Consider the following 13784-nt stretch of genomic DNA (forward strand, 5'->3'; position numbering starts at 1 on the left):
GGGGTCAGGCCGCGCGGACCTGGCCGGGACGGTCCGGTTCGGAGCGGTAGCGGGTGGTGTGGCCATCGATGCCGAGGACCTTCCACACCTGCCGCGAGACAGGGTTCATGAGACCGATCTTCTTGGCGAGCGCGCGGACGTCCCCGAAGAAACCCGCGAACGCCTCCTTGGACTCCGGCGAGCCGAAGAACACCTCCTTGCGCACCTCGCGCGGAATGTCGAATTCTTTGAAGAACGCCCGCGGCGGAATCACGATGGCCCGCCCGCCGATCCACATGACGATCGGGAAGGCCAGCGACAGCACGAACTTGTTGAGCGGGTTCGCCTGCGGCACATGGTGTTCGAGGAACTCGTGGGCAAAGGAGATGTGTCGCGCCTCCTCGGCGATGTGAATCGCCATGACGCCGCGCATGATCGGATGCACGTCCTCCCCGGCCCGCAGAATCGCCTTCTGCACGTGGTCGATCGGCTCCTCGCCGGAGAGCACCGCGATGAAGAACAGATTCGGGAAGATCGAGGCCAACGGCGGCACGATGTAGGTGAGCTGCTTGAGGATCGGCCCCATGCCGGGCACGTCGATCCCGATGCGGTTCACCATCTCCTGGAACATGAGGGTGTGGTTGCACTCCTCGATGACCTCGTGGGTGCAGTACCGGAACTCCGGTGAGCCATTGCGCAGCTTGAAGGTGTGCTGCACCATGCCGCCGATGAGCAGGGTCTCGAATTGCAGTCCCACCTTGGCGATATTGGCCTGCCGCCACAGCCCGATGGCGATCTTGCGCGCCTCGGATTGCGCCTGATACCAGGGGTGGCGGGCGAACATGTCACCGGAGACCGGCAGGATCCAGCGCCGGTCGTTCGGCGTGACCGCGAAATCCGGGTTGTCCCAATCGATATCGGCAAAAGGATCGAAGTGCTTGTCGACCGAGCCCTGCGACAGCAACAGGAGTTTCTCGGCGTACTGCCGTGCGAATTCGACCGTGTCGTCGGCCTTCACGGGTGCTGACGTCATTGTCAGAGCCTCTCGGGGAGTGACCTAAGTAACTGTATCCCATAGTTACACCTAAGCTGGCAGGTCGTCAACAAGAGATCGACTAGGTCCAGAATCGCGGTCGCAGACCCCAGCTCTCGAACTCGTCGAGGACCAGGTCGCGCAATGCTTCCCGGGTCGGGAAGCGGTCCGGGTCGGCTCCGGTGATGGCGAGGGTGACGGTGTCGCCGTCGCTGGACCAGGACAGATTCAGGCCGATTTCGAGGCGGCGGAACAGCTCGGTCTCGCCCGTGCAGACCACCGGGCGCATGAGCACCGAGCGGGCGCGCACACCGGCGATGGTCGCCACGCCCTGACCGGTCTCGCCGAGATTGGTGCACAGGCACTCCGGCGCCTTGGCGGTCCGGGAGAAATAGCCGAGCACGAATCGGGGCAGCATCTGCTGGATCGGCTGCAGGTGTTGCAGGGCCGGGGTGGTCGCCGGGTCGGCGTAGGCGTGGGCGGCCTGCTTGATGGCGGTGCGCACCTGGCGCAGATCGGTGAGTTCGCCCTTGCGGTAGGGCACGGCGATGGGCAGGCCGGTCGTGGCATTGCCGCGCGGGTCGTCCACGCCGCGCAGGGAATGCGGAATATCCACGCGCACCGCGGAGCCGTCGGGAATGCGGCCGCTGCGCCCCAGCACGCCGACCGCGACACCGACCATGAGGCCGTTGGCGGTGCCGTCGTGGGCCTTGGCGACGGAATTCCATTCGGCCGCATCGACTTCCACCACCAGGTCGGCGGCCGAGTAGCGGTCGGGCAGGAGACGCCGGGGCTCGGCCGGGCGGGGATTGCGTTCGGGCTCTTGGACCTTGCGGGCGGCGTAGGCGGCGCGCAGGCTCAGCGCCGCCGCCCGCAGTTGGCCGAGACCGTCCGCGACGTGCGAGCGGAGCAGGCCGCCCGCGGGGATCGAACCCACCAGACGCCCTGAACTCGTCGTGATGTCGGGCGTCGCACGCTTGTCGAGCCGATCCAGCGCATCGCCCACCGCGTACAGGACGGCCCCGCCGTCCGCGCCCACGTGCGAGGTCACCAGCGACAGCAGGGTGCCGCCGGAGGTCGTCGGCGCGGCCGACAGCCGCCAGACCCGACCGCTGACCGGATCGAACTGCACCGCGCTCTGCGCGAAAAGCCAATCCAGCACGCCATTGTCGGCCACCGGCTCGTCCTGGAGGGCCAGCGGTTCGGCGGTGGTGGCGCTGACCCACCAGGGCCGGGCGAAGGGCACCGAGGTCGTCATCACCCGTCGCGACAGGAAGCCGTGCGCGAGATGGGCGTGAAAGCGGTTCAGCACCACCGGATCCAGGCGCTCGTCGAAGCGCCAGGCCAGCTGGTTGACCAGGGCGGTGCCGTACAGGTCGTGCAGTTTCAGGAACAGGTCGTCGTCGGCGGTGAGCCGGTTGAGGACTGCGGTCATGGCAACCTCCGGATCAACGGGCACGCAGGGTGCGAACGGTCAAGGGCGCGAACACGATCGCGACGACCAGCGCGGCTCCCACCGACCAGGCGAAGTCGGAGCCGACCGAACCCGATTCGGCGAGCTTGCGCACGGCCGCCACCAGATGCGAGACCGGGTTGTAGTCGGAGACGTGCCGCAGCCAGGTGGGCATGGCCGCCACCGGGACCAGGGCGTTCGAGGCGAAGCTGACGAAGGTCAGCACCAGCATCGACATGCCCTGCACGGCAGCGGGTTTGGCCACGGTGACGCCGATGAAGGCGAACAGCCAACTCATGGCGGTGGTGGCGAACACCACCAGCGCCGCACCCAGGATCAGCCCGAACGGATGCTCGGGCCGGTAGCCCATGCCGAAGCCGACCAGCAGCACCATGAGCGCCGCGATCACATAGCGGGTCGCACCGGCCACCAGTCCCCCGGCCACCGGCGCGAAGCGGGCGATGGGCATGGAGACGAAGCGGTCGAACACGCCGGAGCGAATGTCCTCGGAGAGTTGGACTCCCATGGCGACCGAGGAGGTCAGCACGATCTGTACCAGGACACCGGGGATGAGCGTGGGCAGGTAGGCGTCCAGGCTGCCCGCGATGGCCTTGCCGAACACGCTGCCGAACAACAGCGGCCCGACAATGGGCAGCAGGACCGCGTCGTAGAGCAGCTGCGGGCTGTGCCGGAAGGTCAGCATGCCGCGCTGTGCCATGAACAGCGACTGCGCCAGGCCCGCGCGCAGGCCGACATGGGTGATGCGCGGGGCGCGCGCGATGCGGGCGGTCGGGTGCACGAGCACCGGATTGGCGACGGTCATGCGCTCGCCCTTTCTGCCGGAAGCGAGGTGCGGGCCGGGCGCTGGGTCAGCGCCAGGAACACCGAATTCAGGTCGGGGCGCTCGACCCCGAAGCCGCGCAGGCGAATTCCGCTGTCGCGGCAGGCGGTGATCAGGTCGGCGGCGGTGCCGATGTCGTCGAGCGGGATGGTCAGCGTGGCGGGATTGTCACCGTGCAGCGGTGTGGTGCCGGTGAGGCGTTCGACGGCGGCGTCCGCCAGGGGGCGCTGCTCGGGGTCGACGAGATCGATCCGCAGGACCTCCTCGCCGATGGAGGATTTCAGCTCCCCGGCCGTGCCCTCGGCGACCACCGTGCCGTGGTCGATGACGGCGATCCGGTCCGCGAGCGCGTCGGCCTCCTCGAGGTACTGGGTGGTGAGCAGGATGGTCGCGCCCCGCCCGACCAGGCCGCGCACCACCGACCACATGCGCTCGCGGGTGTGCGGATCCAGTCCGGTGGTGGGCTCGTCCAGGAAGATCAAGGGCGGCACCGTGATCAGCGTGGCGGCGAGGTCCAGCCGCCGCCGCATGCCGCCGGAGAACGAGGACACCCGACGCTGCGCGGCACCGGTCAGCTCGAATTCCTCGAGCAGTTCGGCGGCCCGGTCCTGGGCGGCGCGGCGGGTCAGGCCGAGCAGCCGCCCGAACAGGCGCAGGTTCTCCCACGCCGTCAGGTTCTCGTCCACGGCCGCGTACTGCCCGGTGAGCCCGATCATGGACCGCACCGCGGTGGCCTGCTCGACCACGTCGTAGTCGAAAACCGTTGCGGTGCCGCGGGATGGGCGCAGCAGCGTGGACAGCATGCGCACCGTGGTGGTCTTCCCCGCGCCATTCGGCCCGAGCAGCGCGAACACCGTTCCGGCCGCGACCCGCAGGTCCACCGCCTCGACGGCATTCATGGACCCGAAACTCTTACCCAGCCCCCGGGTTTCGATGGCGATCTCCGTGCTCATCGCACACCTCCGATCGTGCTCGGAAGCTCGCGAACACCGGTGTCCGGAGCAATGGATTCTGTCTTGGCGGATTCTCTGTTGGCGGAGCAGGATTCGATGACATCGGCGGCCCGCGCGACGCCGTCGTCGCGGAAGCCCGCGCCATAGGCCGCCGCCCAGGCCACTACTTCGGGCGCGGTCGCCCGAATCAGCAAGCGCTCCAGCCGATTCGCGGTCAGGTCCGCGAACGGGGCGGTCACGCCCAGTCCGAGTTGCTCGAGCTGTCGGCCCCAGTAGGGCTGATCGGCCTGCACCGAGCAGATCACCGACGGGACACCGGCGCGCAGCGCGGCGGCGGTGGTGCCCGCGCCGCCGTGGTGCACGGCCGCCGTGCACAGCGGCAGGACCGCGCCGTGGTCGACCTGATCGACGACGGCCAGATCCAGACCGATGCGCGGCCGGAACATGGGGCCCACCAACAACAGTCGCCGTCCGAGCCGTCGGCACACCTCCCGTGCCATCGACTCGGTCGCGATCGGGTCGGCGACCGGCATGGACCCGAACCCGGCGTACACCGGGGGCGGGCCCTCGGTCAGCCACTCGGCCAGCTCGGGGTCGAGTTCGCTACCCGCAGGGGGTACCGGGAAGCCGGTGAAGGGTTCGTCGCGCAGCGTGTCCACGAGCCCCGGGAACAGATCCGGATCGTATGCCTGCACGGCGGTGTAGGACACCAACGGCACCTCGGTGTCGTTCGGCCCGTACCCATTCGCTCGTCGAAAGGCCGCGATCTCGCTGGCGAGCGCCCAGGCGCGGGCCTTGGTCAGGGCGTGCCAGCCCAGCCGGTGCAGCTCGCCGGGCAGGCGAGACGCGGGGCCCGTCGGGACGACCGGCACCACACCGTTGGGGCGGATCGGAAAGAAGTGCAGCGCCGCGAGCGGGATGGCGTGGTGGCGGGCGACTTCGGCGGCGACCTCCTCACACGCCATCCCGGTGACGAGGACGTCCTTGTCCCCGGCGAGGGCGAACAGGTCGCCCGCCGCCTCGCCGAAACCGCGCCGCTGCAGATCCAGCACGGCCTGCACACGCCGAATCGGGTTCGGGCCACGAAACCGTTCGTCATCCCGCTGGGCTCGCAGCAGCTCGCCGCTGTCCAGTCCGAACGGCACCGCCGAAACCCCGTGCCGCGCGGCGAATTCCACCAGGTTCGGTGATACCGCCACGGTCACCTCGTGCCCGCGCCGCGCCAGCTCGCGCCCGAGCAGCACGCCGGGTTGAGCGTCGCCGCGACTTCCCGCGAACGCCAGCAGGGCCCGCATGGTTTACACCCGCGCGGGGGCTAGGGGCGCTGAGCCGGGATCGGCCGCGGGGGCGGGTGTGGGTGTGGGGACCCCGAAAGGCTCTCGCGCCGCGGCGGTTCGGGTCCCGGTGTCGGTGCCGGTATCCACGCGAATCGAGGTGTCGCCCTCGCCGCGCAGCACCTGCGAGGCACTCGGGATGGCAGGCCCGGTGGCAACCTCCGGGCGCAGACCGTGCGTGAATTCCAGCATGGCCCTGGTGAATTCGGCCAGGAAGCGGTCCATCTCCACCGCCGGGAAGGAGGCGGGGAAGCGGGTGGACAGGCGCAGACCGTCGGCGGCGCGGACGATCCAGAAGAAGACCTCGTCACCGGAGTAGGACTCGGCGCGCAGGGTGTGCCCGCGCAGCGATTCCACCAGCTCGTAGTCGGGCAGCACCCGAATATCGAGGAAGGAGACGCCGAAACGGGGACGGTCGGTGCAGCCGAGCAGTTCCAGCACCCGGGTCCAGGTGGCGTCATTGGCGACCTTGGAGCGGCGCAGGGTGGTCCGGGTGGTCTCCAGGGCGCTGTCCACGTCCAGGTCGGGGGCGAGGGTGATGTCGATGGGGACCACATTCACGAACCAGCCCATGGATTCGAGCCAACGCAGATCGGGGCGGGTGGCGATGGGCATGATGGCACGCAGCGAGATGTAGCCGAAGGTGCGGCGGTAGGCGATGGCCAGCGCGGTGAACACCGCCACCGACAGGCGGTGGCCGCGCTCGGTAACCGCCTGCTCCACGCGCTCGAGATCGTTGAGCGACAGCAGCTTTCGCGAGACGCTCTGCTGCGGCCGATGCGACACCGTCGCGCTGGACGAGGTGATGGCGGGCTCGAAACGCGGCAGCATGCCGCCGGAGCCGTCCAGGAAGCGCCGCCAGTAGCGGACCGGCTCGCACTCGGTGGTGAGACCGGCCGCCATGCTGCGCTCCCACTGCGCGAAGTCGGCCGCACTGCCGAAGGTCGGGGATTCGCGGACCGGTTCCCCCTGGGCCACGGCAGCGTACAGCGCGCGCAGTTCCAGAATGACAATGGCCTGCGAGTAGGCGTCCATGACCGAGTGGTCGGCGGCGACCAGCACGGTGAAGTCGGCGGTGTCGGCGTGCTCCACGGTGGCCAGCAGGCAGTGCGGCCAGCGCAGCGGCGACAGCCGCAATTCCAGTGCGTCGGTGAGGTATTCGTTGATGTGCCGGGATTCGGTGACCCCGGGCACCGGTTCGGCGGCGACGGTGACATCGGCGGCCGCGCAGATCAATCGCTCCGGTTCGGCGTCCCTGGACGAGGTCGGCTCGCCGTCCCCGTACGAGGCCAGCGTGGTGCGCAGCCCTTCGTGGCGGGCGTGCCACAGCCGCACGGTCTCGCTCCAGTGCGCGGCGTCGAAGGGCGCGTCCATCTCGAAGATGGTTCCGATCCACCGGCCTCGGCCCGGGCGCGGATCGGTGGCGTCGGTATCGCGGCAGTGCCGGACATGGACGCTGGTGAAGGGTCGCTCGTCGGTGGCCCAGGCGGCCCCGGCGGCCAGTTCGGCGCGCCAGAGTGTGAGTGCGCCGGGGCGCACGGCGAATTCGGACAGGTGAGTGTAGTCCATGACCGTCTCCCTCATCTAAATCCGCTCGGACAGTGACCGTTAGAATTTCGTAAATGAATCAGGCTGAGCAGAACACTTCCACCTGAAACGATCAATTGCTGCCCGGCGAATTGAAAGCTACTGCTACTTACCGGAGGATCCAGCGCCCGCGGCGGCGCTTCCCGTACCCAATGCCTGTGCGGCCGTGCCACCGGCCTGCGCCGAACCGCTGGCGGCACCGCTGCCGGTGCCGAGCAGTCCGAGCGCCGTGCCCGGTCCGGGGAAGAGCCCGGCCAGGGTGCCCGCTGCCGAACTGCCGGTGCCCAGTGCCCCGGCCAGTCCGGCGGCGGTCGAGCTGCCGGTTCCGGCTGCGGCGCTACCGGTTCCGAGCTGCGGCAATATCGACTGCTGGGGTGCGGGATCGGGTGCTTGGACTCCCACGCCGGTGGCGGTGGAGGGATCACCGTCCACCGGCGCGGCGGCAGCCAGGGCAGGCACGAGAAGGGGCACCGCGATGCCCGCGAGAATGACGGCCGCACCGGCCAATCGGGATTCGCTCATGGCCTGTATTCCTTTCAACCTTCATCAGGGCGAGCGCCGATGGACGGCGGCTCGGTGGTCGCAGGTCGAATGTGCGGCGGCGACGCTGCCGAGAATGGCACCCGACGGGAATTTCTCCTTACGTCCGTCGGTGGGTCGAAATCGACCTGCGCACCAAGAAAAACACCAACATTCCAACCGCGCAACCCATACAACTGCAAACAATTGGTTAACGAACTGTTCCAATATCCTTCCACTGTGCTTCAGGCCACTGGGTAGGAGAAAATGGCCTCCACTTCACTTTTCTTTCGGAGCCTGTCGGGAACCAAGATCGAAATTGAGTTGCTCGCCGCCGCCCCGTTTCTGGGATCCTGAGCTGGTGAACCCAGGGGAAATCACCGTCGAGTTCGCGCCCGAGCTGCGCGTTTTCGTCGGGCAGCGGGACGGCGCGCGCATCCGCATCGACGGCACCTCGACGCTCGGACACGTGGTGGAGTCGCTGGGCGTCCCGCTCACCGAGGTGGGTGGACTGTCGGTGAACGGCGAAGCGGTTGCGACCGGGCACATTCCCTCCGGCGGCGAGCGGGTCGTGGTGGCGGCCGTGGCCCGCCCGCAGCCGAGCGCGGAGCCGCTGCGCTTTCTGCTCGACATTCATCTGGGCACCCTGGCCCGGCGCATGCGACTGCTGGGAATCGATGCGGCGTACGAGAATCCGGATATCGGCGACGCCGCCCTGGCGGCCCGCTCCGCGGCCGAGTCCCGAGTTCTGCTCTCCCGTGATCGCGGACTGCTACGCCGTCGGGAAATCTATTCCGGCGCTTATGTTTACAGCCATCATCCGGCGGAGCAACTGGACGACATCCTGTCCCGCTTCGCGCCGCGGCTGGATCCGTGGACCCGCTGCACGTCCTGTAACGGGGTCCTGCGCGCCGCCGAGCGCGAGGCCGTCCGCGCCCACCTGCCGGGCAATACCGGCCGCAGCTACGACTCCTTCGCCCAGTGCGTCGACTGCGGCCAGACCTATTGGAAGGGCGCCCACCACGCGCGGCTGGATGCCATCGTGGCGGACGCCATGGCGAAATTCGCCTGAGAAAGACCGGATCAGCGGGCGCGGGCGGCCGCGGCCGCGGCGTCGAGGCGCGTGCCGAGCGCCTTGACCTGATCGCGCAGCGTCTCGATCTCCTCCACCGGAACCCCCACCAGATCCAGCACGGTTTGGATCATGTGCTGCGCACCGTGTTGAAGCTCACGGCTGGCCTCGGTGGCGTGCAGGACGACCGCGCGGCCGTCGGTGGCGCTGCGCACGCTCTCGACCAGGCCGCGCGACTGTAGTCGCTGGACCAGCGGCGAGAGGGTGCCGTAGTCGAGGTGGACCTGTTCGCCCAGGTCCTTCATGGTGATGCCGGGACGCTCCCACAGGGCCAGCAGCACCAGGTACTGCGGGTAGGTGAGATTCATATCGTCCAGGAACGGCCGGTAGGCGGCGGTCATGGACCGAGACGTGGAGTACAGCGCGAAGCACAGCTGAGCATTGAGCGAGAGCAGTGCGTAATCGATCTCCTCGTCCGCTCCGGCCCGGTGCCCTTCGGGTGCGGAAGGCGGATGTTCGTGCATTACTGCACTGTACTGCGGACCGCGGCGAGCACGGCGTCGGTGGCCGAACGATCGCCGACCGTGATGCGGATCCCGGTGGGATAGGTCTTGACGTGGATGTCCGCGCCCGCGAGCGCGGTTGCCACCACCTCGGCGTCGGCGGCGGGCAGGGTCAGGTAGGAGAAGTTGGCGTAGCTGTCGGGTACGCACAGACCGAGCTCGCGCAGACCCGTGGTGAGCCGGTCGCGGTGCTCGGCCAGCACCGCGATGCGGGCCTGGATCTCGGCCTCGGCCTCGTAGCAGGCGCGCACGGCGACCTCGGCGAGCGCGGTCATGCCGAACGGCAGCTGCCAGCGCGCGACGCGGTCGATCAGCTCCGCGTCGCCGATGGCGTAGCCGACCCGCAGCGCCGCCAGCCCGTACGCCTTCGAAAAGGTGCGCAGCACAAGCAGATTCGGGCGCTTGTCCAAGAGCGCGAAGATGTCGGCCCGGTCGGCCTCGGCCACGAAATCCACGTACGCCTCGTCCAGGACGACCGTGATCGAGGCAGGGATATCCTGCAGGAACGCTTCGAATTCCGCTGGCGGAACCAGGGTTCCGGTGGGATTGTGCGGGCTGCACACCACCACCAGCCGGGTCCGCTCGGTCACCGCCGCCGCGAGGGCCGTCAGATCCTGACGGCCGGTGCCGGTGAGCGGAACCGGCACCGGCCGCCCACCCGCCATGGTGGTGAGGATCGGGAACCCGTCGAAGGTCGGCGTCGCCATCACGACTTCGGCTCCGCCGGAACCGAATTCCTGGACGATGTGCATGATCACGCCGGTCGCGCCCGCGCCCACCACGATGCGCTCCGGCCCGCAGCCGAGCCGCTGTGCGATCAGCCGGGGCAGCCGCTGCGGCAGGAACTCCGGATAGCGGTTGGCCGAGGCCAGCGCGCGACTGAGCGCGTCGCGCACCGAGGGCGGCGGTCCGAAGGGAATCTCATTGAGCTGCAACCGGTGTCCGGCCGATACCAGTGTGGTCATCGCGCGGCCCCTTCAGCGCCCACCCCACCGGATGGCGGCGGCCCCGGCGAAGTCGCCCGCGTGCGCGAAGCCCGCGAACATCACCAGCGCACCGGCCGGGACCCGGCCCTCGTCCACGGCGCGGTCGAAGGTGACGGGAATGCCCGCGCCGAACAGGTTTCCGCAGTCGTCGAAGGTGTCGGGATGGCGTTCGGGCGGCAGTTGCAGCGCGTCGCGCCAGTTCCGCAGGAAGGCGCGGTTGGGCTGGTTGGTGACCAGTAGATCCAGCTCGGGTGACCGCACGCCGATCCGCTTGCACACCGCCTCGGCGACCTCGGGCACCAGCCGGTTGCCGCGCTGCAGCACCTTGGCGATCTTGGATTCGGTGAATCCCACGTGCATCTCACCGGCCCCGGCCTCCCAGTAGCGGCGCGGCGGGTCGGCGATGACCGTCATCTGCCCGGCGAACTCCGGCAGATGCCGGGTCTCGATATCGAGGATCGGCGAATCACCGGACTTCACCAGCAATCCCGCGCCCGCGCCGTCGCCCGGGATGGCGGCCTGCGCCTTGCCGCGCACCTGCTCCTGGGTGAAGATCTGACCCGCCGCGTTCTGCACGGTCACCACGAGCGCGGAGCGGGCGTCGGTGGACAGCAGGATCTGGCGGGCCAGCTTCATGCCATATACGAACGAGGCGCAGCCGCCATTGTGCAGATCGATCAGCCATTCCGGTGAGATGCCCAGGCGGGCGGCCACCTCGCCGCCATTGCCGACAATGGCGATCTCCGGCAGCTGGGTGTGCACGATCAGAACATCGATGTCGCGCAGCACGTTTCGACCCTGGCGCTCCAGGATCGGGGCGACCGCGCGCTCGGCCATGTCGGCGGGTCGCTCCCCGGGCGCGATATGACGGCGGAACTTGGGCGCCTTGAACATGATGTTCGAGGTGACCTCGTCCGGGTCGGCGTATTGCGCGAAATAGTCTGCGGCGACGATGTTCTCGGGAAGGTACCCGGCGACGTCGATCAGGCTGACGGTGTCGGTGCTCATGCTCAGTTCATCCATTCCGGCTTGATCGGCTCGCCCTTGGCGTGCCGGTGTTCGCAGATCGCCTTGAGGTTGCGCAGTTCCAGCAGGTGTCCGGCGGCGAAGAGGTGCCAGAAATCGCCGACCCACACCGGGCGGCCTTCGGGCGCGGTCTCGGGGTAGCCGTTCTCCTCGTAGAACGGGTGATGGCAATTGGTCCAGGTGACAACGCATCCCGGCTTGTTCAGCACCAGTTGCGCGTCGACCACGCGCATGAGGTAGATCATCCACAGGTGGTCGGCCTGATCCCAGGCGCAGTGGTAGTCCACCGTGCGCGCCTCGGGATTGGCGACGGTGCGGGTGTAGATGCGGGTGTGCGAGCCGATACGGTCGTCGGAGACCCAGATCTCGGGATTCTCGGTGCGGGCGAAACCCCGCATGCTGTAGGTCCATTCGCACAGGCTGCGGGTGTCGGCGAGGTAGCCGTACACCTCGTCGGGCGGTGCGTCGATGAATTCGGTGACGGTGCAGTACTGGCCGTAGATCTCGTCGTGCGGGTAGACGGCGCGGGTCATGTCCAGCACCAGCGGCATGCCCTCCTTGAGCGGCATGGTCTCGATGCGGTACACGCCCGGCACATCCAGGTGCGGAACCTCGATCGGCTCGTCGGAGAGGGTGGTCTCGGTCATGCGCGGGGCTCCTTCAGAAACGGTGCGAACGGTGGGATCTCGTCGGGGTCACACTGCAGTTCGATGAATGCGGGCCCGGGTATTGCCCGCGCCTTCTCGAGGGCGTTTTCGAAATCGGTCAGGCTGCGCGCGGTCCAGGCGGGCAGGTCCGGGAACATGGCGGCCACCCCGGCCCCGATCTGCGCCGACCGGAACCGGTTGAAGCTGTATTCGCCGGAGTAATAGACCTGTTCGCGCGTCACACACATGGCGTGGGCGTTGTTGTTGAACACGATGAACGTGACCGGCACCCGATACTCGATGGCCGTGTGCACCTCGTGACCGTGCATGAAATACGCACCGTCCCCGGCGATCACGACGGCCCGCCGCTTTCGTCCGAGCGCACACCCGATTCCTGCCCCGAACGAGTACCCCATTCCGCCCATTCCGAGCGCTAGGAGGAATCGGCTGTCCTCGGGCACATGCAGGTGATGGACGACCGCGGCACCGGTGTTTCCGGCATCGACGACGACATCGGTTCCGGGTTCCAGCGCGGCCTCGAGGGCGGCGACGGCGGCCCGATACCGCACCCCGGGACCGGACGCCTCCGGTACCGCGAGTTCGGGCACCTCGGCCGGATGCGACCGTGTACCAGGCGAATTCGTCCCATGGGACAGCGCCGCAAGCTCACGCAGTGTCGCGGCCAGCGCACCGCCCGCCGTCGCGTGCACCGAGACGAAGGGGGGCTCCGTTCCGATGTGGAGCACCCGTGGGCACGCCGACAGTGCGGCGTCCAGCCCCGCCCGTGCCGTCATCGACAGCGGTGTGCCGATGATCAAGCACAGTTCCGCCTCGGCGACGAGGTCGGGCGCGTGGGGGTGTCCCATGACCCCGACCACGCCCGCGAACCGTGGATCCCGGTTCGGGAAGGCATCCTTGGCGTCGGGGGTGAGCAGGACCGTGGCGTCTAGTTCCCTTGCCACAATGGCCAATTCGGGTCGGGCATCGGCGGCCGCGATTTCGGGGCCCGCAATGATCACCGTCCGGCCCGACCGCGAGACTCCTGCCAGGGCGGCGGCGAATTCGCTCGGCAGTTCGGTGTCGGCGACCGGCTCCGGGTCCGCCGCAGATTCGAATCGGTCCGGAGCCGTCACCTCGGCGGCCTGAATATTCTTGGGCAGCAACAACACTGCCGGGCCACCGGTCAGCGCTGCGGCGATGGCTCGATCCAGCTGATCGGTAATGTCCTGCGGTCGAGTGACTTTCGCGCAGTAGACCGATACCGCGCCGAAGATGCGTTCGGCGTGCAGGCGCCCCGGGAGTCCACTGGTGTCCTGAAATGCGCCGTGGCCCTCGAACACCGTGGGCGGCTGGCCGACCAGGGCCAGCACCGGCGTCCGGGAGTCGAAGGATTCGGCCAGGGCGGCAAGGAGATTCATGGCTCCGCCGCCGGAGGTGGCGGCCACGACACCCAGTCCCGCGGTGGCGCGGGCGTGGCCGTCGGCCATGGTGGCCGCGCCGAATTCGTGTTTGGCGACTATGCCGGTGAGTGTCGGGTGCCGGTGGACGGCGTCGTAGAGATCTTCGATATTCGCGCCGCCCACGCCGTAGAGATGGTCGGTGTGCGCCGCGACGCGGTCGACGATGAGGTCGGCCACGGTTCGTCTGTCGGACTCCTTCTGGGACACGTTCCCCCGTTCCACATTGGCTCGTCCGCAATACATCGCACACAAGGTATCCATGCGGAGCGCTGTCGATCAATGTGTCTCAGGTCACAGCGCTTCCCGAAAAGCGCTGTTAGCCATGGCAATT

Annotated in this window: 13 protein-coding genes; 1 reads left to right on the top strand and 12 read right to left on the bottom strand. The window is 68.4% G+C overall.

All coding sequences use genetic code 11. The features are described from left to right. Nucleotides 1-4 precede the first annotated feature (4 nt). The 7 genes from VMT40_RS38625 to VMT40_RS38655 all read right to left on the bottom strand — a co-directional run bounded on the left by VMT40_RS38625 (nt 5) and on the right by VMT40_RS38655 (nt 7702). Nucleotides 5-1018: an AurF N-oxygenase family protein gene (locus VMT40_RS38625; RefSeq protein ID WP_442790137.1), complete on the bottom strand. Its 1014-nt coding sequence runs from the start codon at nt 1016-1018 to the stop codon at nt 5-7. Nucleotides 1019-1094: 76 nt separating this feature from the next. Next, the gene (locus tag VMT40_RS38630; protein WP_326364639.1) at nt 1095-2447 is read right to left on the bottom strand and encodes a hypothetical protein; all 1353 of its coding nucleotides are present in this window, start codon (nt 2445-2447) and stop codon (nt 1095-1097) included. 13 nt (nt 2448-2460) lie between these two features. After that, on the bottom strand, nt 2461-3288 hold the full coding sequence (locus tag VMT40_RS38635; protein WP_326364640.1) for an ABC transporter permease: 828 nt from the start codon (nt 3286-3288) through the stop codon (nt 2461-2463). Beyond that, entirely contained in the window at nt 3285-4259 is a 975-nt protein-coding gene (locus tag VMT40_RS38640; protein WP_326364641.1) for an ATP-binding cassette domain-containing protein, read from the bottom strand. Before VMT40_RS38640 ends, VMT40_RS38635 begins: the two co-directional genes overlap by 4 nt. Then, on the bottom strand, nt 4256-5554 hold the full coding sequence (locus VMT40_RS38645; protein ID WP_326364642.1) for a glycosyltransferase: 1299 nt from the start codon (nt 5552-5554) through the stop codon (nt 4256-4258). The genes VMT40_RS38640 and VMT40_RS38645 overlap by 4 nt, the downstream gene beginning before the upstream one ends. Before the next feature lie 3 nt (nt 5555-5557). Then, the gene (locus VMT40_RS38650; protein WP_326364643.1) at nt 5558-7162 is read right to left on the bottom strand and encodes a condensation domain-containing protein; all 1605 of its coding nucleotides are present in this window, start codon (nt 7160-7162) and stop codon (nt 5558-5560) included. 123 nt (nt 7163-7285) lie between these two features. After that, the gene (locus VMT40_RS38655; RefSeq protein ID WP_326364644.1) at nt 7286-7702 is read right to left on the bottom strand and encodes a hypothetical protein; all 417 of its coding nucleotides are present in this window, start codon (nt 7700-7702) and stop codon (nt 7286-7288) included. A gap of 358 nt (nt 7703-8060) precedes the next feature. On the opposite strand from VMT40_RS38655, the gene VMT40_RS38660 reads away from it, so the two are divergent. Then, entirely contained in the window at nt 8061-8771 is a 711-nt protein-coding gene (locus VMT40_RS38660) for a Mut7-C RNAse domain-containing protein (protein WP_326364645.1), read from the top strand. A gap of 11 nt (nt 8772-8782) precedes the next feature. Here the strand turns inward: VMT40_RS38660 and VMT40_RS38665 are convergent, their stop codons facing one another. From VMT40_RS38665 to VMT40_RS38685, 5 genes are all read right to left on the bottom strand, one after another. Continuing rightward, nucleotides 8783-9172, bottom strand: a complete 390-nt coding sequence (locus tag VMT40_RS38665; RefSeq protein WP_442790138.1) for a MarR family winged helix-turn-helix transcriptional regulator — start codon at nt 9170-9172, stop codon at nt 8783-8785. Nucleotides 9173-9294: 122 nt separating this feature from the next. Next, nucleotides 9295-10299 (bottom strand): pyridoxal phosphate-dependent aminotransferase, encoded by a 1005-nt coding sequence (locus tag VMT40_RS38670; RefSeq protein ID WP_326364647.1) that lies wholly within the window; start codon nt 10297-10299, stop codon nt 9295-9297. Nucleotides 10300-10311: 12 nt separating this feature from the next. Further along, a complete protein-coding gene (locus VMT40_RS38675) occupies nt 10312-11343 on the bottom strand; it encodes a 3-oxoacyl-ACP synthase III family protein (RefSeq protein WP_326364648.1) in 1032 nt (343 codons plus the stop codon). Beyond that, nucleotides 11331-11993 (bottom strand): SRPBCC family protein, encoded by a 663-nt coding sequence (locus VMT40_RS38680; protein ID WP_326364649.1) that lies wholly within the window; start codon nt 11991-11993, stop codon nt 11331-11333. Before VMT40_RS38680 ends, VMT40_RS38675 begins: the two co-directional genes overlap by 13 nt. Beyond that, nucleotides 11990-13630 carry a thiamine pyrophosphate-binding protein gene (locus VMT40_RS38685; RefSeq protein ID WP_326364650.1) on the bottom strand — a complete coding sequence of 547 codons (1641 nt, stop codon included), beginning with the start codon at nt 13628-13630 and terminating at the stop codon, nt 11990-11992. The genes VMT40_RS38680 and VMT40_RS38685 overlap by 4 nt, the downstream gene beginning before the upstream one ends. Nucleotides 13631-13784: the final 154 nt, after the last annotated feature.

It is taken from the genome of Nocardia sp. CDC160 (assembly GCF_035818795.1).
In the GTDB taxonomy this organism is placed as follows: domain Bacteria; phylum Actinomycetota; class Actinomycetes; order Mycobacteriales; family Mycobacteriaceae; genus Nocardia.